Here is a 20,861-nt window from a genome sequence, read left to right as displayed (position 1 = left end):
CCTGGCGTTGGTTCGGCGAATGAAAACAGAGCGGCTTCACCGAAAATCCTTTACGGGTTTGAGGCAGGGCCCATCACCGACAGTCGGGCAGCGACACGGTTTGCGCCCCGCCGTCATAGCTCAGGACGCGGCCTGCACTGCCCTGCTTGCAGGTGATGCGAAAGGCGAGTTTCGCTGCCATGTCCCGATAGTGCCCCTGACGCGCAGCAAGCTTCAGCGTGTGCGAGGTGTCGTTCCAGCGCATGGCGATGGTGGCGTACTGGCCCTTCTGATAACCGTAACCGTCGCCTGCATCATCGTAATAGGTGAGATCGCCATCCTTGCCGGGGAAAACGCGCAGTTCCGTCGGCTCATCACTCGGTGCGTCGGCATAGGGTTTGACCGGGCCCAGGGGCAGAATGGAACCCGCACGGATGAACAGCGGAATATGCGCCAGCGGTGTCGCTGCCGACACGGTGCGCCCGCCTGCTTGTCGCGCGCCAGTCCAGAAGTCGTACCAGCCATCCGGGCCAGGCAGGTAGACGTTGCGCGCGGTGGCGCCCGCTTGCAGCACCGGTGCGACGAGAACCTCCTTGCCGAACATGTACTGGTCCGTCACCGCCAACGCCTTGGGGTCGGTGCGGAAATCGAATGCCAGCGCGCGCATCATCGTGCCTTGATGGGCGGTGACGTCCCATGAGGTGGCATAGATATAGGGCAGCAAGCGGTAGCGCAGTTTCACATCGTCGATCAGGATCTTTTGCGTGGCGGGGTCGAACGTCCATATCTCCTTGCCGTTGCCGGCGCCGTGAATACGGAACATCGGATTGAACACACCGAACTGGTGCCAACGCACAAACAACTCGGTATAGCCGGGGTCCTTCGCCTGGTCGGGGCTGAAGAAGCCGCCGATGTCCGCCGACCAGTAAGGGATGCCGCTCATCGAGAAATTCAGCGCTGCCGGAATCTGACGCCGCAGCGTTTCCCAGCTGGCATGGGTGTCGCCCGACCAGGTGATCACGCCGTTGCGCTGCTGGCCGGCATAGGCCGAGCGCGACAGAATGAAAACGCGCTTGCCCGGCTGGTCACGCAGCATGCCGTCATGCACGGCCGAGGTATGCAGCAGCGGAAACGAGTTGTTGACGACGATGCCCGGACCGGCTGCCGTAGCGATTTCGCGCATCTCGCCGGTTGCGCCACCCAGTTCGGCCTCATCGCCATCGAGCCACCAGCCATCGAACCCGTAGACACCAAGACGCGCCATGACCTGCTGCCAGTAAAGGGCGCGCCCTTGCGGATTCCACGCGTCGTACCAGCGCCCCCAGCCGGGCGGATAAACGTTCGGATAGACGCCGGGAAGCACCGCGCCGGCCTTGCTCAACGCGGCCAGATTGTCGGTGCCCGGATCAAAGCGTGGCCACACGGAGATGATGGTGTGGACGTGCATGGCGTGGATGGCCTCCACCATCGCGGCCGGATCGGGGTAGCGAGCCGGATCCATGCGATGGCTGCCCCATTGCCCGTCCCGCCAGTACTGCCAGTCCTGCACGACGGCATCGATCGGCACACCCATCTTGCGGTAGCGCGCCGGAATCGATTCCAGCTCATCCTGCGTGGCGTAGTGCTCCTTGGATTGCCACATGCCCCAGGTCCAGCGGGCCATCATCGGCACATCGCCGGTCAGCCAGCGATACCCGGCGATGACGTCGTGGATTTCCGGCCCGGCGATAAAGTCGTAATCGATGCCCGGGCCCGCTTCGTTATGAACGACCAGCGGGGGCTTGCCCGCCACGCCGACATCGACGTCCATCACCGAGGCGTTGTTCCACAACAGGCCAAACCCCTGCGGTGACACCATCATCGGTACGGCGACATCGGTATTGGCCTGTTGCAGATGAACCCTGGCCCCGCTGTAGTCGAGCAGGCCATTCTGGTGCTGGCCGAGGCCATAGATGGGCGTGTGCGTCAGGAAATCCTGCCTTGTCCCCACGCCGATATCACGATCACCCTCCTGCAACAAAAGATGGTGCGCCTTGTCGAAAAAGCTGACGCGCGCAGTCGCCTTGTCGACCTCGACGTTCAGGTCGCTGGTCTTCAGTACATATGCGGCGCGGGTTTCGCTGATCTTGAATTGAACCTTGGACGCCGTGGCGATGACGGCGGGGTTGTAGTTGCCCGCATAGCCCGGCGTACCAAATTCGACGTGCACGATCCGGCTCGTCCACGGCGCGAGATGCAGGACGCCTTTTTCGGTGGAAAGCGCCAGCCCCGTGTTCGAGTCGAGCCTCGCCTTGACAGTGTCCGCATGGGCTTGCACACCAGTCATGAGCGCGAGCGAGCAAACCAGCGTGATGAATCGCAATGGGGGCACAGGCGTCTCCATTATCTTTGAAAGAACGTGCCGCCCCCGGGGACAGGCATCGAGCCGGGCGCGTTCGTGATCGCACGATTCACCCTGGCAAAGGTCCGGGCGGCGGCTGGTGCCCGCCGCCTCGATGTGCGCGAAATTTTGCCGCCCGCGCCCGGTATGAAGCTCAGTGCGCCGGCTTGATCCAGCCGTGCATCGTCAGCCAGCGGGAGAAGTCGCCGAACCAACCGGTGCTGGTGGTTGTTTTCTGGTACATGCCGAAGCCGTGGCCGCCTTGCTCATACAGGTGGAATTCCACCGGCCGCTTGGCGTCGCGCCAGCTCTGGATGAGGCCGAAGCCGGCGTTGCCGAAGAACGGATCGTCAGCGGCCAGCGCCACGAACATCGGCGGCGCGTCGGCCGGTACTTTCACCGCGGCGAGCGGGCCGTAGATGATGCCGATGAAGGCGGGTTTGGCGGTCTTGTCGTTCAGTTCGGTGGCCAGCGTCAGCATGGCGCCGGCGGAGAAGCCGACCATGCCGACCTCATTGGGATTGACGTGCCATTTGGCGGCGTTCTTGCGCACCAGTTCGAAGGCCGCGCGCGAGTCGGCGAGCTGCGGGGCGAGATCGGAGATGACGTCGCTTGCCTTCGGCTCCGGTCGCTTGGCGGTCGACGAGAACATCTTCTTCATCGACTCCTCGAAGCCGGCCATGTCCTTGGGCGTCTGCTTCAGCCGATACTTCAGCACGAAGGCGGCGACGCCCTGGGCGGCAAGCGCCTTGGCCACGTCCGAGCCTTCGTTCTCCATCGACAGCGTCCTGAAGCCGCCACCCGGCGCGACGATGACCGCTGCACCAGTGGCCTTGCCCGCATCGGGCAGGTAAGGCGTGAGCGTGGCGACGGTGACGTTGCGCGCGAAGGTGCTGCCGTACTGGCTGTGCCACGACTCGCTCGCCGTGGCATTCGGCAGCGCGCCCGTTCCCAGCTCGATGGCGTTGGCCTGCGCGGGCGTGGGGATCGGGGTCATCTTGTCGTTCTGCGCCTGGGCCGGGGCGGCGAGGGCGAACGCAAGTGCCAGGCCCAGGGTCAGGCAGGCGTTACGGCTGGAACGGCGCACTTTCGTCATGCTTTCCACTTGCTTCACGCGATCTCTCCTTCATGGTCGATGGTCCGTTTGATCTTACGTAAAAAATTGCGCGTGTGCGTTTGCAATCCATCAATCGACAGCGGTTTTGTACATTCTTTTCGAAGTGCCATATTCGTTTAGCCATCTATATTTCGCCGGTTTTGTTATCACAGTCGCTGCTTGCCGAACATCACGGCCATCGGTCGCACACCCGGCCCGCCGCGGGTACTTTTTGGTCGGGGCTTCTCCACACCGGGGGATACAACCAGTCGAGGGTTTTCCCGCGCTTGTCGCCGGGGGCGTGGAGTCGGGATGGGAAGGCCGGCCGCGATGCGTTATACCTACGCGGAGGGCACGGGCGACACGGCGCATGTGGGCGCCACATCGGACGCCGTCGGCACGGGCTTGCGTTGCCGGAGGCGATGGTTTCGCGCGCGGCTGTCGCAACGGCGGCCGGCAGCAAGGAGAGAACGGCATGACGATGACGAGGCGCGAGATGCTGGGTGTAATGGGTGTATTGGGCGCCGGTGCGGTGGCAAGTGTGTTGCCGCGTTTTGCGTGGGCGGCCGGCGGCGGTTATCCGTGGCCGCTGGGCGTGCAGCTGTGGTCGGTAAAGGCCGAGCTGGATCAGGATTTCGAGGGCACCCTGGCGCAGCTTGCGACGCTGGGTTACCGCGAAATCGAAACGGCGGGCCTGCACGGACGCACGCCGCAGGCGTTTCGCCAGGCGATCGTGCAGGCCGGGTTGAAGCCGGTGAGCGCGCATTTCTCGATGGGCGACCTGTTCGGCGATGCCGCTGCCCGCATCGCGGATGCGCGGGCGATGGGCGTGCAGTGGATCGTGGCGTCCTCACCGCGGCCGGACAAACCACTGGGGGAGGGCGACTGGATCCCGGCGATCCGCGACGCCATGACGCTCGACGCGTGGAAGAAGAACGCGGCCGAGCTCAACCGGATCGGTGCGCTGGCGAAGGCGGCGGGGTTGAAGCTCGGATACCACAACCACCCGATCGAGTTCGCCGAGTACGACGGACAGCGCGGCTACGACGTGATCCTGGAACACACCGACCCGGCGCTGGTGAAGCTGGAACTGGATGTCGCCTGGGCGGTGGCCGGTGGCGTCGATCCGATCGCGCTGCTGAGGAAGCATGCCGACCGGATCCGCCTGCTGCACATCAAGGGTCTCAAGGCACGGCCTGCGCCGGGCACCTATGGCAACGATTTCGCGAGTGGAGTGATCGGCACCGGCGACGTGATCGACTGGCCGCCGATCTTCGCCGCCGCACGCAAGGCCGGCGTGGTGCACGCGTTCGTCGAACAGGAACCGCCGCATGTGCAGCCGATCATGGAATCGCTGGCGGCGTGCCGCGACTATCTGCAATCGCTGTAATCAAGCCACCAACGGGGAAGCGCCATGATGGGCAGGAAATTCACGTTTGGAGCCGTGGCGATGGCAGGGGCGATGCTTCTGGGTGGAGCGACAAGCCCAGCCTTGGCGAAGGATGTGCGCCCGGCGATTACGGGCGTGTCGCATCTGGCCGTCTATTCGACCGACCGCGCGGCCAGCGAGCATTTCTACACGGTGATCCTGGGGGCGAAAAAAGGTGCGGACCCGGAGACGACCGCAGGCGTGCGCTATTACTTCAGCCCGCAGCAGTTCGTCGAAGTGCTGCCCGCACCGGCGCATCACGGCAAGAGCATGCTGGCGCACGTGGCGTACAACACCGCCGATGTGGCAGGCCTGCGCGCCTATCTGCTGGCGCGTGGCGTGACCGGGACGAGTGAGCTGCATCATGGCGAAGACGGCAAGTGGTTCTCGGTGAACGACCCGGAAGGCAACGAAGTGCAATTCGTGCAACCGGCCACCAGCGACACCACCGCCGTGGCCGGTGCGATCAGCGGGCGCATCATCCATGTCGGTTACCTGGTCCACGACCGCGCCAAAGAAGATGCTTTCTACCGCGACATCCTGGGCTTTCGCCCTTACTGGCACGGCGCGATGAAGGAGGGCGCGGTCGACTGGATATCCCAGCAAGTACCCGATGGAACGGACTGGCTGGAATACATGATGGTGGGCCCGGGCTCGACGGTACCGCTCGACCATGTCGACGCCCATCAACTGGGCGTGCTCAATCACCTCTCGCTGGGCGTGCCGAACATGGAGGCGGCGGTGACGACGCTGATCGACCAGGACCGGTTGAGCCCACGCCACGACGGCCCGCAAATGGGCAGGGATGGCAAGTGGCAGGCAAACCTCTACGACCCGGATGGCACCCGCGTGGAACTGATGGAATTCCAGCCCGTGGCCAAGCCTTGCTGTTCTCCGTTCACTGCCGAGAGTCCGACACGATGAAGGCGTTTTGCTTCGCGTCGATGTGTCAGGCTCGCGTTTTACACGACGAAACACCATGACGAAAAGCTACGCCCCACCGCTGGCCACGAACCCGCACGCTCCTCTCTACCGCGTCGACAAGGGGATCCGGGCCGCCCAGCAGCGGCTGGATGCCGCCATCGATGCGAAGCGGCATCACACCAGCCAGAATCTGGCCCACGAAGTGATCAAGGAAGCGCGCGAAGGGCTCAAGAAGTCCGAGCAGCTGCGCGCGCTCAGGATCAAGGAACTTGCGCGGAAGGCGGCAGAGACCGAGGCGATGGGGAGATAACCGGAAGGGGCGGTGGAGGCCGGCGCGGTGTGATGGTTCGCTGCCGGATATTTCTTTGAAGCAGGGAAAACCACGAGAAGGATTTCGATCATGAGGACGTCGTTCCGCGCGTTACCGATAGTGGCATTCGTTGTCATGGCTGGATGTGACATGCCGCCCTCGCCATCGGCAAAGAGCGACAACTCAGCCGCGGGATCGGTGCCCGCAGCACCCGTGCGCGCGCCAGTCGAACCTGCCGCCGAGCCCGCCGCAGAGTTGCGGACGAAGCCCTTTGAATTTGCGCACACTCCATCGACGGAGAGCTCGGCAACAGCCTGCGAATTTGGTGGCCTGCGCATCCCGGCATCGGTCAAGGTCTACGCCGCTGGCAGTTATGGCGGCAGCAAGCAGGACTTCCAGATCGACCAGAGTGGCCACACCGCGACCCGGATGGACGTGGCGGTGAATCAGCCGGATGCGCCGGTCATACTGATGCTTGGCAGCTACGAGCCCACGGTCTGGAATATCGGCTGGACGCAGGGGACGCAAATTCTCGCCGTGCTGGTTGGCGGTTACCACCGGCAGGTGATCACCGGGCTGCCGTCCCGTGTACCGGTATTGGTAAGCACGCATGAGAACCGCGGCGCTTGCGGTTATTTCTATGTCGCGCCGAAGAAGGCCGCCATGCTCAACCCGATCGCACGACGGGTGTTCGGCCGCCCGGTGGACATGCTCTATCCCGCCCACAACGGCCAGGTAGTGGTGGGCGCCCCGCTGGCAGTTGGCGTGGAGTTGCTGACCGACGCTGGCGCCAAGCCGGCGTCGGCGTTCCGTTTGCCGAACTCGCAGTTGGCCGGGCCGGCCGGCCTGGAGCAGGCCGTTCGCGATGGATTCCTGCGCCACGCTGACAGCGCCGATGCCGCCGCATGGCAGGCCGCGGAGCGCGCCCGACCTGACGTGGTACGGGACGCTCCACCGATCGCCGGAGGGACGCCGCCGGCGCGGCCGCCGGGGATGTTCCGCGCCTATGTGGTGCTCAAGGCGTACACATTCCCTTCGGGTTTGTATGGAGCGAATGCCGCCACTTTCTTCGTGCCCAAGGGCGTGCCGCGGCCCACTGGTGAACGAGGCCACTCCACCATTTATGACTTCAACACCATGGGCTGTGCTGGAGTGGCGTGCCGCAATGACTGATCGGGCATTTTTGGGGTAAAGCCAGAAGCTTTCGTCCTCCTTTGGTGGACGAAAGCTTCTGGAGTGCGCCCGGCGAGCGCCTCGCCGCGTGGCTGTCACACCACCCGGTTTTGCCGGATCACTTCCTTGTACCAGGCGGCGCTGAGTTTCGGGGTGCGCTTTTGCGTGGCGAAATCGACGTAGTGCAGGCCGAAGCGTTTGGTGTAGCCGTCTGCCCATTCGAAGTTGTCCAGCAGGCTCCACAGGAAATAGCCCTTCAGCGGATAGCCTTCGGCGACGGCGTGCTGGAACTGGCCCACGTAGTTGCGCAGGTACATGATGCGGTCGGTATCGTCGATATGGCCGTCGACGACCGGGTCGTCGGCGGAGGCGCCGTTTTCGGTGATGTAGATCGCCTTGGGGTTCCACAGCTCGCTGGTCAGCCGCACGCCCCAGTAGGCGACTTCGGGCCCCACGACGAGCCACGGCGAGGCCATGCGCGGCGACGAGGGGATGTGCGGGATGTATTTGTAGCCGGTGGGGCCGTCATCGGCGCGCACCCATTCCGGCGCGTAGATGTTGAGCCCCACGAAATCGAGCGGGCTGCTGATGATCTTCATGTCGCCGGGCTCTACCTTCGGTGCGGCGTCGCCTTCCTGTTTCAGGTATTCGTCGATGTAGCGCCCTTCCATGATTGCCGTCATGAACATCGCGTTGTTCTCGCGCGTGGCCTTTTTCGCGGCGGCGATGTGCTCGGGCGTGTCGAACGCGGGCAGGAAGAAGACGGTGTTGTCCGCCAGCCCCACCTGCGTGCCGGGCTTGCTGTGCGCGCGGATCGCCTGGACGGCCAAACCATGACCAAGGATGCCGTGGTGGCGCACCTGGTTGACCTCGGCCTGGGGCAGCTTCAGGCCCGGCGCCTTGATGCCGGAGCCGTAACCCTGATCGGTGAAGCAGCGCAGCTCGTTCACCGTCATGAAGTGGTGCACGCGGTCGGACAACTGGCTGGCGACGTAGCCCGAATAGTCGGCCAGCGCATAGGCGGTGTCGCGGTTCTGCCAGCCGCCGGGCAGTGCGGCGGGAAGATCCCAGTGGAACATCGTGACGTGGGGCTCGATGCCCGCCGCCAGCAGCGCGTCGATCACCTTGTTGTAGTGATCCACACCCTTCTGGTTCGGCTTGCCGCGCCCCTCGGGGAAGATGCGTGACCAGGCAATCGACAGGCGGTAGTTGCGCACGCCCAGGTTCTTCAGCAGCTCGATGTCTTCCGCGTAGCGGTGGTAGCTGTCGCAGGCGACGTCGCCGTTGTCGTTGTTGGCCACCTGCCCGGGCGTGTGGGAGAAGATGTCCCAGTTGGTCTTGCCGCGCCCGTCCTCGTCGACGGCGCCCTCGATCTGGTAGGCCGCCGTGGCACAGCCCCAGCGAAAGTCCTTGGGGAAGCTGTAATGGATTGGATGGATGCGCGGTCGCGCCGATGTGGCTTCCATGGCCTTGGCGGCCGATGCCGCGGCCAGGCCTTTTCCGAGTGCCAGGGTGGAGGTGGCGGCGCCGGTGCCAAGCACCAGGCCCGTCCGCAAGAAGTCCCGTCTTTTCATCGCTGTCCCTTCCTGTGAGTTTGCACGATAGGTAGTTGCCGACACCGGCGGTAAAGATCGCATGATGCATCCGAACGGGGCCGCTCCGCGATGGAGCGGCCCCGCACGGTCACGGCTGCAGCGACACCACGGTCACCGACGCGGGTGGCAAGGTCAGCACGATGGCGCCGTTCTTCAGCGTGCCGCTGATCGACCTGGGCGCCACGGTGCGCGGATGATCGAAGGTGTTGACGCTGTCGACCTTCGGCGCGCTGAGGGTCTGGCCGTCCGCCGATGTCGCCTTGAAGCCAAGCGCGGCAGTGTCGACGTCCAGCGGCCGGTTCGGATCGAGGTTGGTCAGCGACAGCCAGATCCTGCCGTCCTTGCCCCTGGCGGCGATGGCGTCGAGGCGCGGCAACGTGGTGTCGCCGTGCACGTAGGAGCCGGCGTCATAGCTGACGGGGATGAAGGTGGCGTCCTGGAACGGCACGTACATCTTGAACACGTCGTAGGTGGGCGTCAGCACCATCTTCGGGCCGTCGGTGAGGATCATCGCCTGCAGCACGTTGATCATCTGGGCGATGTTGGCCATGCGCACGCGGTCGGCGTGGCGGGCGAAGATGTTGATGTTGAGGGCCGCCAGGATGGCGTCGCGCTGGCTGTTCTGCTGCATCAGGAAGGCGGGGTTGGTGCCTGGCGTCGGCGCCAGCCATGCGCCCCATTCGTCGACCACCAGCGCGATCTTCTTCTGCGGATCGTACTTGTCCATCACGGCGGACTGCTTGTCGATCAGCGGACCCATTTTCAGGGTTTCCTTGATCACGTGCGCATAGGCCGATTCGTCGAAATTCGTGGACGGCATGTGCGGCGGCCAGCCGTCGTAGATCGTGTACGAGTGCAGCGACAGGCCCTGGATGTCGAACGACCAGCCGTGGCGTTCCTTCCAGGTCTTCATCACCGCCTCGGTCCAGGCAGTGTCGTCGGTGCCGGGGCCGACGGCGATCTTCAGCGACGGCTCCTTCGCGTTGTAGCTGCCCACGAAGCGGGCGTAGCGGCGCAGCTCGGCGGTGTATTCGTCCGGCGTCATCAGGCCGCCGCAGTCCCAACTCTCATTGCCGATGCCCATCATGGCGACGCGGTAGGGCGCGGGGTGGCCATTGGCGGCGCGCAGCTTGGCCAGCGTGGTGGGCTGGTCGGCGGTCATGTACTCCATCCAGTCCTGCGCCTCGGCCACGCTGCCGGAGCCGACATTGAGCGAGATATAGGCCTCGGCGCCGACCTGCTTGGCGAAGTCCATGAACTCGTCGGTGCCGAAGGCGTTGGAGTCGACCACGTTGCCCCAGGCCGTATTGACGCGCGTGGTGCGCTCGGGGCCGATGCCGTCACGCCAGTGGTAGCTGTCGGCATAGCAGCCGCCAGGCCAGCGCACGTTGGGCACCTTGATCGCCTTCAGCGCGGCCACGACGTCATTGCGGATGCCGCGCGTGTTGGGGATGGCGGAGTCCTTGCCCACCCAGATGCCGCCGTAGATGCCATGGCCGAGCTGTTCGGCGAACTGGCCGAAAAGGTGGCGATCGATGGTGGCGCCGGGCTTGCCGGCATCGACGGTGAGCCGGATCGCCCGGTCGGCGGCGTTCGCTGGCGCCGCGGCGGCGAAGGCGGTGGCCAGCGCGCACAGGCCGACGGTCATGAGATGACGCATGGGATGTCCCCTTGGGTAGTCGGTGGATGGTCGGGTGAGCAAGGACGGGAGTGCTGATCGCGGGTCAGGGTGTAGCGACGATTTCCCTATCCGCACCGGCGGCCGCCCGAACGGCTGAGCATGAAACAAAACACGGTGTCAGGGCCAGTTCCCGCCGCCTCCGGCCCTGCGGCGATGCGGCGTGCTGCGCTTTATGGCGACGGCTGGGTAAGATGGGCGACACAACCCGGGGTGCGGGGATGCATCGGGGCAGGGGCCGCATGAGGTCATCGAATCGGACCAGCGCAAGGAGACGTCGGAGGGTCGTGGCCGGTGCGACGTCGCCGGTGGGCGGTCCGCGGGCAGGGCGCGGGGATTCCGCCACACAGCAGACGCCCCATGGCGCGTAATCCACCAGCCATCGCGTGGCGGCGACGCCTGGGCGTGTTCGGCCTGGCCATCGCTCTGCTTCTTTGCGGCACCGCGAGCCTGGCCGATGCGCCGGCGGTGGATCCGGCAACCTTGCTGGCGCAGGCCAAGGCGATACGCGCGAAGGATCACCCGCGCTTTCTGCAGATGCTGGATCAGCTCCACCGCCGCCAGGCGATGCTGTCGTCCGACCAGCAAGGGCAACTGCGCCTGCTGGATGCGTGGGAGGCGCTGTTCGAGGGCCAGTATGCGAAGGCCGAGCCGTTGCTTCGCGAGGTCGTTGCCCACGGTGGCCTGGATCAGCAAAGTCTGGCCAACGGCATGTTGCTCAACATGCTGGCGATCCAGCACCGCTATGACGAGGCTTTTGCGCTGGCCGAGCAGTTGTCGGCCGTGTTGCCGCGGCTGCACGACCGCCACGCGACTTACGTGGTGCTGTCGCAACTGTCCCAGCTGATGGCCTCGGCCGAACAGCCGGAGCCGGCGGCCGAGTATGCCCGGCAGATGGAGCAATTCACGCCGCCGGGCGAATCGCTCTGCCGTCCCTATGTCTACCTGTTCGGCGCCTTGAACGCCAAGGGCGACCTGCCGCCCACCGATCCGGTCTACCGCAAGACGATCGACACCTGTGTCGCGGCCGGCGAGCCGATCTACGCCAATACGGTGCAGCTGGATCTTGCCCGGCGGCAGGCGGACGTGGGCGATGCCGGCGCGGCGCTGGCCTTGCTCAAGCGCATAACGCCGGGTGTCATTGCGCAGAATTACCGCGCGCATGTCTATGTGCTTCACAGCACGCTCGGTTACGCGTACTGGGTCAGCGGCGATGTGGTGTCGGCGAAACGGTGGGCGTTGGCGGCGCTGGCGATGGATGCCAAGGGCGATTTCGACGGGCTGTCGGAAAACGTCTATCGGGTGCTTTACGAAGTGGAGAACAAGGCCGGCGATTACCGCGCTGCGCTGGACTATTACCGGCACTACAAGGAGGTGGAGTTCCGCTCGGTCAACAACACCCAGGCCATCGCGCTGGCCTACCACGCCGTTCACCAGCAACTGGCCATCCACAAGTTGCAGGTGGCCGAGCTGGGCAAGCAGAACAGCCTGCTGGAGTTGCAGCAGGCGCTGGACCGCAAGGCGATGGAGGCCAGCCGGCTCTACCTGGCCTTGCTGCTGGTCGTGCTCGCCTCGATCGGCTTCTGGCTGATCCGGCTCAAGCGCTCGCAGCTGCGCTTCAAGAGGCTGGCGCGCCGCGACAGCCTCACCGGCATCCTCAACCACCAGCATTTCGTGTGGGAGGCCGAACAGGCATTGCACTACGCGGAAAAATCCTCGCGCCACGTCTGCGTGGTGGTCATCGACCTGGATCACTTCAAGCGCATCAACGACACCTACGGGCACGCGGCGGGCGATGCCGTGCTGATCCGGATCGTGGCCCTGTGCCAGACCCATCTGCGCTCCATCGACGTGTTTGGACGGCTGGGCGGCGAGGAGTTTGGGCTGGTGCTGCCGGAGTGCTCGCTGGGCGATGCGATGGCGATCGTCGAGCGGATACGCGCGGCCATCGCCACCACCCTGTTCGACGAACAGATTGTCGAAGGCGCCATATCGGCCAGCTTCGGGCTGGCCTCCAGCGACGGCAACGGCTACGTGTTGCCGGCCCTGATGGCCAAGGCCGATGCGGCCCTGTACCAGGCCAAGCACCGCGGCCGAAACCGCATCGAGATGCACACCGAGCATGCCGGCTTCGTCCCGGCGTGAAGCGGCAGTGGAAAGCCGCCAACGCCATGAACGCTGCCGCATTTTGAAGTGCGTACACTTGCCGGGCGTCCTGCCCGCTGCCGTTTGCAAGCGACGAGTCTGATGGACGACCGCGGTCGGCCCGTGTTGGCCGGCGTGCATCCGGGTTGGGGGAGCGTCATGGGTTTCGACAGAAAGTATCTGGTCTGGGCACTGGGTTATGCCGTGGTCGGCATGGGCGTGGGCATCTACATGGCCGCGTCGAAGAATCATGCGGAGTACGTGGCGCACGCGCACATCCTGTTGGTGGGTTTCGTGGTGTCGCTGGTGTACGGGCTGATCCACCGGCTTTGGCTGCACCAGCCGCGCAGGGCCATTGCCCAGACGCAGTTCGTGCTGCACCAGGCCGCCACGGTGGTCTTGCTTGCCGGTCTGCTGCTGCTCTATGGCAATGCGGCGCCCGAGGCGGCGCTTGAGCCGTTCCTCGGTATCGGTGCCATCGGGGTTCTGCTGGCGATGCTGTTGATGATCTTGATGGTGATCAAATACGCGGCCGCCGCCGAGGTGACGGTGCCGGGGCTTCTTCCCCCGGCCACCTAGACGTCTCCAGCGGTTGCGCTGGATGGGCCATCAGCCCGGCCTGCACCTCGGACAAGGCGGGGGTGGAGCGGTGTTTTTGCCGATCCGGCACGGCCGATGCGCATTTTCGGGCCCGGTTCAGGATTTTCCGGGCGCGGCTCCCCGAGTCAGGCAATGTAAATATTTCCGCGGCGTGGCGATGCTAGGTTGGACGACGCCCGAGCCGATGGCTGCGTCTGTAGCTGAAGTCACCGGCTCCTTACCCGAGGAGAAGCCATGATCAACTCGACGATGCGAAAGGTGTCCGTTCCGCTGTTTATTGCGGCCGTGGCGCTGGGTGGCTGCACCCACTACGTGAAACAGGCGGACTTCGATTCGGCAATCGCCGAGTTGCGAGCCAACGATCAGAAGCAACAGCAACAGCTCGATTCGCTGACCCAGGAAATGCAGCAGCGGTTCGCCAAATACGATGCCCAGATCGCCCAGATGGGCGGCCGGGTACGGGTCGATACCGCGGCGCACTTTGCGTTCAACGACGCCACCGTGCGCGATCAGGACAAACCCTTGCTGGACGATTTCGCCAAGGTCATCAGCAGCCACTATCCCGGCGCGACCGTCACCGTCGAAGGCTTTGCCGACCCCGCTGGCTCCAAAAGCTACAACCATCGGCTGGGCGAGCAACGCGCGAAGGCGGTGCGTGACTACCTGGTAGGCACCGGCCTGTCAGCCGATCAGTTGCGCGCGGTGAGCTATGGCGAGGACAGCAACCGCCAGGTGGATCGCGGCCAGTCGCGCGATGCGGGCGCGTCCAATCGCCGTGTCACCCTGGTGGTGGATTTTGCCGGCAGCGCCAATAACGCGCAGGCCAGCGCTGGCTGATTGCAGGCAGGTCATCTGTGACATCCCGACAGGGGCGGGGCGCGCTTTTCCGGAAGTCGCGCGCCGCCCCTGTTTTTTTGCCGCCCAGGTCATGTTGCGCTGGCGTGTCGATCTGCTGGTCCGGCGGGCTGGATGGCCCGGTTTTCGGCGGCTGCCGGCCCGTTCGTGGCAGCACTAGCCAAGGCCCTCGAAAAGGTTAGACTGACCCCAGTAACCATTCCCGCCCCTCCCCAGGCGTGGAGGTTTCGACATGGTCATTCTGGCGTACGCAGCGTTGCTTGCTGTTGCCTCGACTGTTGCCCCGTCTGCACCGGTGACGCCGGTGTTGCCCCCCATGCCGCGCCCCGAACAGGTCATGGCGCTGCCGCCCGAGTTGCGCACGCAGTTGCAGGCGCAGGTGATTGACGGGGGCGGCTCGCGGCGATCGCGACTGGAGCGGCTGGCGGGTTTCCTGTTCAAGAAGACCGGCCTGGGCATGGAGTACGCGGTCGACGCCACGTATACCGTCGAACAGGCGTATCGCGCGCGCAAGGCCAACTGCCTCACCTTCACCCTGCTGACCGTGGCGCTGGCGCGCGAAGCGGGCCTCGATGCCTATGGGCAGGAGCTTGTCGACGTCGTGTCGTGGCGCGCGGAGCGGGACATCGTCTACGGCTTCAACCACGTAAACGCGGGAATCCTGATCGGTCAGTCGCACTACACGATCGATGTGGCGCGGGACCTGCTTGTGGCGCGCAGCCCGCCCCAGCGGATTACCGACGCGCACCTGCTGGCGCTGTACTACAACAACCGTGCCGCCGAGCTGCTGGTGGGCGCCTCGCCCGCCGTGGCCGATCCGTACATGGCGATGGCGTTGCAGCTGGCCCCGCATTATCCCAGCGCCTGGGCCAACGCGGGCGTGTTGAGCCTGCGCAAGGGCGACCGCGCAACCGCCGAACGCGACTACCTGAAGGCGCTGGCACTGGATCCGGAAAACTCGAGCGCACTGGTCAACCTGGTGACGCTTTACCGGGACGGCGGCGAGGAGGCAAAACGCGTCACCTACGCACGGCGGCTGGAGAAGATCCAGGCGAAGGACCCCTACTTCGCGTTCGTGCAGGCCGAGGGCGCGGCAAGGGAGGGGGATTACGAGGCGGCCGCGCAGCACTATCGCCAGGCCATCCGCCTGTACGACAAGGAGCCCCGCTTCTTCACCGGGTTGGCCCACGCCTATCGGCAGCTGGGCAAGGAGCGCGCGGCCGAATCGGCTCTGAATCGCGCCGCCACGCTCGGCCGCAGCACGGCGGGCAACTAGGCTCCGGTGGCGCCCGGGGCACCCGCCAAAAGTTCAGTCCCGGTTGCCGCGCGGCGGCCTAAGCTGTGCGGACGAAACCCGTATGCCGACGCCGCCCGGGCCGTTGCGGCCTGTCCTGTAAGGTAGGGGCGGGCCGGATCATCCGGCTTGCCTCTGCTCCCTTTTCCGCGTCGCCGTCGAAAGCCTGCCATGGGCGGTACAGCGCGCACTGCCCATCGCCTGCCTACCTCATGCTGTCCACCATCCGCACCGCGACACCGCTGCTGCTGAGTACCGTCTTCCTGCTGATGGGAGTCGGCCTGCTGCACACGCATATTGCGCTGGAGGGGCGTGCGCTGGGGTTTTCCGTGGCCATGATCGGCGTGCTGACGTCCGCCTATTACGCCGGGTTCCTGCTTGGCACCTACACCATCCCGCGGCTGACGCATCGCATCGGCCACATCCGCACGTTTGCGTTCTGCACGGCGCTGGTGGCGGTGGTGGTGCTGGTGCAGGCGCTCGATCCGGTCTACGGCGTGTGGCTGGTGCTGCGCGTGCTGCAGGGCCTGCTGCTGGTCGGCTTGTACGCGATCATCGAAAGCTGGCTCAACGCGGTGGCCGAGCCGGCACATCGCGGCTCGGTGTTCGCGGTCTACATGATGGTGAACCTGGCGGCCAGCGCCACCGCGCAGCAGCTTTTGCGCATCCCGGGCGAGGGCTTCGTGCTGTTCTGTGTCGTCGCCATCCTGTTCTGTGCCGCCAGCCTGCCGGTGGTGCTGACCACCCAGCCGCAACCCCAGCTGCGTTCGATGCCCAAGGTGCAGGTCAGGCGCCTGTTCCGGCTGGCGCCCACGGCGCTGGTCAGTGCATTCATTTCCGGACTGGTGCTCGGCGCGTTCTGGGGTTTGCTGCCGTTGTACGCCGCTGCGCGTGGGCTGGGGGCGGGTGACATCGGCACTTACATGAGCGCGGCGATTGCCGGCGGCGTGGTGCTGCAATGGCCGCTGGGGCGCTTTTCCGACCGCATCGACCGCCGCCTCGCGCTGTCGCTGATCAGCGTCGTCGCGGCGCTGGCGGCGGTGGTCAACCTGTTGCTGCCGGCGGCCGGCGGGGCGGTGGCGATGGTGGTGATCTTCGTCTTCGGCGGCATGAGTTTCACCCTGTATCCGATCGCCGTGGCGCACCTGGTCGATTACCTGCACCGCGACGAATTGCTGTCGGCCTCCAGCACCGTGCTGCTGGTCAACGGCGTCGGCTCGGCGGTGGGGCCGCTGCTGGCCGGCGCGCTGATGTATCTGCTGCGGCCGGAGCTGCTGTTCGTGTGGTTCGCGGTACTCGACGGCGCACTGGCCGCCTACGCGCTGTATCGCTTCACCCGCCGCAAGCGCGAGGTGACAGCGGACGACAATTTCGTGCCGCTGGTGAACACCACGCCGACCGCGCTGGACCCGCGCGCGCCCTGATTTCCCGCCTTGCGCGGTCGATGTGGCGCAGGCCCACGCTGCACCGTTCCGCCGCGCGCCAGGCAGGGATGCGCGGCGCGCAAGCTGTTTTTTTTCGCGGCCGGAAGGCATGCTTCGCCCGTGGCTGTCGTCGCCATCGGGCGGCGTCGCCATCGACTGGCAACGGGGGACACCAGGATGACCGAAGTCGCGCCGCACTTGTCAGCCCCCCGCGACTGTCGGCGATCGACGACGCATGGCCCTTCCGCATGCCGTGCGAACGTATCCCGATGCCACTGAATATCGACGCTGCCGCGCCGCCCCCGAACGGCGAGCGCCGGCCGGAACCTTACGCCGGCCGGGAGCGCAAGCGCGTCGTGATGCTGGCGATTTTCAGCCTGGCCTGGATCAGCACGGTGCTGGCCTGGACGCTGATGGCGTTGGGCGGCATCTCCTCACCGGCGCTGCGCGACGTGTTTGTGGCGAACCTCGTCTTTCACCCGTTGATGTTTGCGGCGGTCAGCGGGCGGATGCTGCCCGAGCGGGTGGTCGAGATGATGTGCCTGCTGTTTGCCGCCGGCATCTGCGCGGCCTGCATGGTGCTGCGGCTGTACTTCCCCTCCTACGGCGGCCGCATTGACCTCGAACCGCTGTATCTGTGGATTCCGGTGATCTATGTGTTCGCCTTCATCGTGGCCGGGCACAAATCCAGCCTGCGCATTTCGCTGGGGATCATGGCGCTGTTCCTGGTGATCAGCCTGCCTTACCTGCTGCAGTCGCCGTCGCCGCGGTTCGCCAACTTCACCATCCAGTTGCACATGGTTTCGGCGGTGCTGGTGGCGGCGCTGTATTTCTTCTCCAGCTACCAGCAGCGCCTGCAGGTGGCGCAGTTGACGATGGACGAACTGGCGACGCTGTCGCACACCGACGAACTGACCCGATTGCCCAACCGGCGACGGATCTCGCAGGTGGTTGGCTACGAACTCGCCCGCTTCGAGCGCTACGGCAGCGGCTTCGCGCTGATCATGATCGACATCGACCACTTCAAGGACGTGAATGACCGTTTCGGCCATCCGGTGGGCGATCGGGCACTGAAGGCGCTGGCGTTGCGCGCACGGCAGGCCTTGCGCGATGGCGACACGCTGGGCCGTTGGGGTGGCGAGGAGTTCGTGATCGTGCTGCCCGAGGCGGGGCTCGACGACGCGCTGCGCAAGGCCCACGCGCTGTGCGCGCACGTGGCACGCGCGCCGCTGATCGACGACCTGTCCATCACCATCAGTTGCGGCGTGGCCAGCGTCACACCGGCCGATACGGCCGAAAGCCTGTTCCATCGCGCCGATGCCGCGCTGTACGCCGCCAAGCAACAAGGACGAAATCGGGCGGAGAGTGCGGCGCCGGCTTGATCGGGCGAGCGCGCGGCGGGCGACGCAACAGGATATGAAAAGCCGTCCGGCTCGTCGGAGGCCGGTATCGAACCAAAGGGGAATGGGATGTCGATCGTCTGGACTTTGCTGGGTACGTTCGGGCAGCTGATGCTGGCCGTTTGCCTGTTCATGCTGGTCGCCTTCTCAGCGGGCGGCCTGGTCAACGGCGGTGACTTTCGGCCGGCTCAGGTGAGGGTGCTGGATCTGTCGGCGCTGGTGCTGCCCGGCACGTGTTTGTGGAGCGCGGCAATCGTGCTGGTTCGGCACTGGCAAGGCGCTGGCGCGCAGTCGTACGCGTGGTATGCGCTGCCGCTGGGCGCGACGGCCCTCTACCTGATTTATTTCAGCTTCCTGGTCCATCAGTCGCGGGGCGGTCGGTGAATCGAGGCGAGTCGGCAAGCGACTCGCCTCCTGAGGAAAGGTCTGATCAATCGGCTTTTCCTCGTCATTCCGCGGGAGCAGGAATCCAGCGTCTTTTCTTTGCATGGCCTGGAGGCGCTGGATCCCCGCTTGACCGGCCGTTCGGCCGTTGAAAAGCGCCTCGCTGGGATGATGGGCAAAATCAGAGTTTCCCTGAGGCAACGCACTGGATTCTTCCGGCCTCTCAATCTGCCGTAGTGCGTGGGCTGGCGTTACATCCCCGCTGATTCGTCGACCTTCATCTGCGCGCGTGCCTCGCCCTTCGGGTGCGCCTTGGTGTGCAGGTTCACATAGGTCGCGCCGTCGAGCATGGCCGACTGGGTCTCGGCGTCGATGGTCACCGTATGGCTCATGCCGGTCTTGTACGGGCCGGGGATGAGTTTCATCACGCCGGCTTCCACGCCCGGTTTGGCCGGCCCGTGGAAGTGCGCGATGGTGACCGGGCCGCTGAGACCCTCGTAATCGATGGTGTATTTGAGCTGATGCGTGGTGGTGTCGAGGGTGGCCGCCACATGCCCCGAGGGCTGGCTGGCGGCGCCGTGCTCACCGGCGAAATCGCCGCTGAGGGAAACGTCCTTGGCGATGGCGGCGGTGGAGAAAGCGAGCATGGCGGCCACGGCAAGTGGCAGCAATGTGCATGGCGACTTCTGCATGGTGGAATCCTCTCGGTCGGGATGCCGGTGCGCCCGGCGGGGTGGTCCGATGAGGTCGACGCGCGGGCCGGCAACCGGATCGCGGGCGAGTGTGGACCTCCGCGCGTGCAAGCTGCGACAAGGTTTCCGCAAACCTGCGGCGGGGCGGATCCGGCGATGGCTGCGGTTCACCGAACGCGTGGAATCGCGGACGTATACTGGGCCGGAACCGGCTGCCCAGCAGGGCTTTCCCCCGCCAGGCGCTGACGCTGCCCTGACCCGCTTCGGGAGACTTGCGATGAAACTTTCCTCCACGCCACTGCTCGGTTGCCTGGCCGTGCTGGCGCTTGCCTGCGCCAGCGTGCATGCGGCGCCGCCACCGACCAACGTCACCGTCCACTACACCGACCCGAAGCTGTTCACCGAGACGAAGCGCAGCGCGTTCGCGCATCCGATCGATGCCAATGGTTATCTGAACCCGCTCAAGGATTACATCGCCCAGCGCGCGTCGCGCATCCTGGCGCCGGGCCAACGGCTGGACATCACGGTGACGGACGTGGACCTGGCCGGCGAATACGAGCCCTGGCACGGGCCGCACCTGAGCACCATCCGCATCATCAAGAGCCGCTATCCGCCGCGGATCGATCTGGATTTCACGCTGTATGGCGCCGACGGCAAGGTGCTGCGCCAGGGCAGCCGCATTCTGCGCGACATGTCCTTCATGGACCACGCCGGCATCAGCGACAACGACTCGCTGCGCTACGAAAGGCCGATGATCGACCGCTGGCTGCGCCAGGGCCCCGACAAGCTCTGAGGTATCGTCAGGCGTCCGGATCGCGCCCGAACCGCGGCAGGTTCCAGTGGCGGTGCAGGGACAGGAAACGCAGCGAAAAACAGAGCAGGATCGGCAACCATGTCGCCCACACCGGCGGCCACCCCAGGCGCTCGCCGATGACCGTCATGGCGGCGCCGGCCAGCGCCGCCAGTGCGTAGATCTCCTTCTGCAACACGATCGACACGCGGGTCAGCAGCACGTCGCGCGCCATGCCCCCACCGATCGCGGTGACCATGCCCAGCAGCACCGCCACCTCCGCGTTATGGCCGAACAGCAGGGCCTTGTGCGCGCCGTACACCGCGAACAGGCCCAGGCCCATCGCGTCGAACAGGCGCACGGGGTAGGTCAGCCGTTCCACCCACGGATACGCGGCGATGGTGAACAGGGCGGCGATCACCGCGGTGAGCAGGTAGCGCCAGTCGGACAGGCCGGCCGGCGGGATCGCGCCGATCATCACGTCGCGCGCAATACCGCCACCGCAGGCGGTGATGTAGGCGATGGCGAGGATGCCGAACAGGTCGAGCTGGCAGCGTCGCGCCGCGGTGGCGCCGCTGATCGCGAAGGCGAACGTGCCGGCCAGATCCACCACGTTGAAAAGCAGTTGTTCGTTCATGCCGGTTCCATCACCCGCGCCGCGCGGCGATTCCCGTCGAACAATCTAGCCCATCCGGCGACGCGAAGAGCATGGT

At 65.5% G+C, this 20,861-nt stretch carries 18 protein-coding genes; 12 read left to right on the top strand and 6 right to left on the bottom strand.

Going from position 1 to position 20,861, the window contains the following annotated elements; translation table 11 throughout:
- Nucleotides 1–73: 73 nt before the first annotated feature.
- Both ASD22_RS16065 and ASD22_RS16060 read right to left on the bottom strand, forming a co-directional pair.
- A complete protein-coding gene (locus ASD22_RS16065) occupies nt 74–2,188 on the bottom strand; it encodes a TIM-barrel domain-containing protein (protein WP_343123429.1) in 2,115 nt (704 codons plus the stop codon).
- Nucleotides 2,189–2,513: 325 nt separating this feature from the next.
- Nucleotides 2,514–3,473 (bottom strand): alpha/beta hydrolase, encoded by a 960-nt coding sequence (locus ASD22_RS16060; RefSeq protein WP_156459043.1) that lies wholly within the window; start codon nt 3,471–3,473, stop codon nt 2,514–2,516.
- A gap of 457 nt (nt 3,474–3,930) precedes the next feature.
- Between ASD22_RS16060 and ASD22_RS16055 the strand changes: the two genes are divergently transcribed.
- The 4 genes from ASD22_RS16055 to ASD22_RS16040 all read left to right on the top strand — a co-directional run bounded on the left by ASD22_RS16055 (nt 3,931) and on the right by ASD22_RS16040 (nt 7,291).
- Nucleotides 3,931–4,845 (top strand): sugar phosphate isomerase/epimerase, encoded by a 915-nt coding sequence (locus ASD22_RS16055; protein ID WP_162245083.1) that lies wholly within the window; start codon nt 3,931–3,933, stop codon nt 4,843–4,845.
- Between the two features lie 135 nt (nt 4,846–4,980).
- A complete protein-coding gene (locus ASD22_RS16050; protein ID WP_235577672.1) occupies nt 4,981–5,808 on the top strand; it encodes a VOC family protein in 828 nt (275 codons plus the stop codon).
- Nucleotides 5,809–5,863: 55 nt separating this feature from the next.
- Nucleotides 5,864–6,118 carry a hypothetical protein gene (locus ASD22_RS16045; protein WP_056085544.1) on the top strand — a complete coding sequence of 85 codons (255 nt, stop codon included), beginning with the start codon at nt 5,864–5,866 and terminating at the stop codon, nt 6,116–6,118.
- Nucleotides 6,119–6,268: 150 nt separating this feature from the next.
- Nucleotides 6,269–7,291, top strand: coding sequence for a hypothetical protein (locus tag ASD22_RS16040; protein ID WP_156459042.1), 1,023 nt, complete (start codon nt 6,269–6,271; stop codon nt 7,289–7,291).
- A gap of 95 nt (nt 7,292–7,386) precedes the next feature.
- Here ASD22_RS16040 and ASD22_RS16035 read toward each other — a convergent pair whose 3' ends face one another.
- On the bottom strand, nt 7,387–8,865 hold the full coding sequence (locus ASD22_RS16035) for a GH1 family beta-glucosidase (RefSeq protein ID WP_056085542.1): 1,479 nt from the start codon (nt 8,863–8,865) through the stop codon (nt 7,387–7,389).
- A 109-nt stretch (nt 8,866–8,974) separates the two neighbouring features.
- Nucleotides 8,975–10,546 (bottom strand): alpha-L-arabinofuranosidase C-terminal domain-containing protein, encoded by a 1,572-nt coding sequence (locus ASD22_RS16030; protein WP_056085541.1) that lies wholly within the window; start codon nt 10,544–10,546, stop codon nt 8,975–8,977.
- Between the two features lie 378 nt (nt 10,547–10,924).
- Between ASD22_RS16030 and ASD22_RS16025 the strand changes: the two genes are divergently transcribed.
- From ASD22_RS16025 to ASD22_RS15995, 7 genes are all read left to right on the top strand, one after another.
- Complete coding sequence (locus ASD22_RS16025; protein WP_056085540.1) at nt 10,925–12,709, top strand: GGDEF domain-containing protein; 1,785 nt, start codon at nt 10,925–10,927, stop codon at nt 12,707–12,709.
- Between the two features lie 159 nt (nt 12,710–12,868).
- Nucleotides 12,869–13,288 (top strand): hypothetical protein, encoded by a 420-nt coding sequence (locus ASD22_RS16020; RefSeq protein WP_056085539.1) that lies wholly within the window; start codon nt 12,869–12,871, stop codon nt 13,286–13,288.
- Between the two features lie 255 nt (nt 13,289–13,543).
- Nucleotides 13,544–14,146, top strand: a complete 603-nt coding sequence (locus ASD22_RS16015) for an OmpA family protein (RefSeq protein ID WP_007080388.1) — start codon at nt 13,544–13,546, stop codon at nt 14,144–14,146.
- 334 nt (nt 14,147–14,480) lie between these two features.
- A complete protein-coding gene (locus tag ASD22_RS16010; RefSeq protein WP_082520313.1) occupies nt 14,481–15,440 on the top strand; it encodes a transglutaminase domain-containing protein in 960 nt (319 codons plus the stop codon).
- Nucleotides 15,441–15,670: 230 nt separating this feature from the next.
- Nucleotides 15,671–16,882, top strand: a complete 1,212-nt coding sequence (locus ASD22_RS16005) for an MFS transporter (protein ID WP_056085537.1) — start codon at nt 15,671–15,673, stop codon at nt 16,880–16,882.
- A gap of 269 nt (nt 16,883–17,151) precedes the next feature.
- Nucleotides 17,152–18,264, top strand: coding sequence for a GGDEF domain-containing protein (locus ASD22_RS16000; protein ID WP_056085536.1), 1,113 nt, complete (start codon nt 17,152–17,154; stop codon nt 18,262–18,264).
- 87 nt (nt 18,265–18,351) lie between these two features.
- Nucleotides 18,352–18,666 carry a hypothetical protein gene (locus ASD22_RS15995; protein ID WP_056085535.1) on the top strand — a complete coding sequence of 105 codons (315 nt, stop codon included), beginning with the start codon at nt 18,352–18,354 and terminating at the stop codon, nt 18,664–18,666.
- Nucleotides 18,667–18,917: 251 nt separating this feature from the next.
- Here the strand turns inward: ASD22_RS15995 and ASD22_RS15990 are convergent, their stop codons facing one another.
- Complete coding sequence (locus ASD22_RS15990) at nt 18,918–19,358, bottom strand: CHRD domain-containing protein (RefSeq protein WP_056085534.1); 441 nt, start codon at nt 19,356–19,358, stop codon at nt 18,918–18,920.
- 277 nt (nt 19,359–19,635) lie between these two features.
- Between ASD22_RS15990 and ASD22_RS15985 the strand changes: the two genes are divergently transcribed.
- The gene (locus ASD22_RS15985; RefSeq protein WP_056085533.1) at nt 19,636–20,151 is read left to right on the top strand and encodes a DUF3016 domain-containing protein; all 516 of its coding nucleotides are present in this window, start codon (nt 19,636–19,638) and stop codon (nt 20,149–20,151) included.
- 7 nt (nt 20,152–20,158) lie between these two features.
- Here the strand turns inward: ASD22_RS15985 and ASD22_RS15980 are convergent, their stop codons facing one another.
- Nucleotides 20,159–20,785 (bottom strand): trimeric intracellular cation channel family protein, encoded by a 627-nt coding sequence (locus ASD22_RS15980; protein ID WP_056085532.1) that lies wholly within the window; start codon nt 20,783–20,785, stop codon nt 20,159–20,161.
- Between the last annotated feature and the right edge of the window lie 76 nt (nt 20,786–20,861).

It is taken from the genome of Rhodanobacter sp. Root480 (genome assembly GCF_001426645.1).
GTDB lineage: Bacteria > Pseudomonadota > Gammaproteobacteria > Xanthomonadales > Rhodanobacteraceae > Rhodanobacter > Rhodanobacter ginsenosidimutans.
Note: the sequence above shows the minus strand (reverse complement) of the source record. Positions and strands in the feature narration are given on the sequence as shown.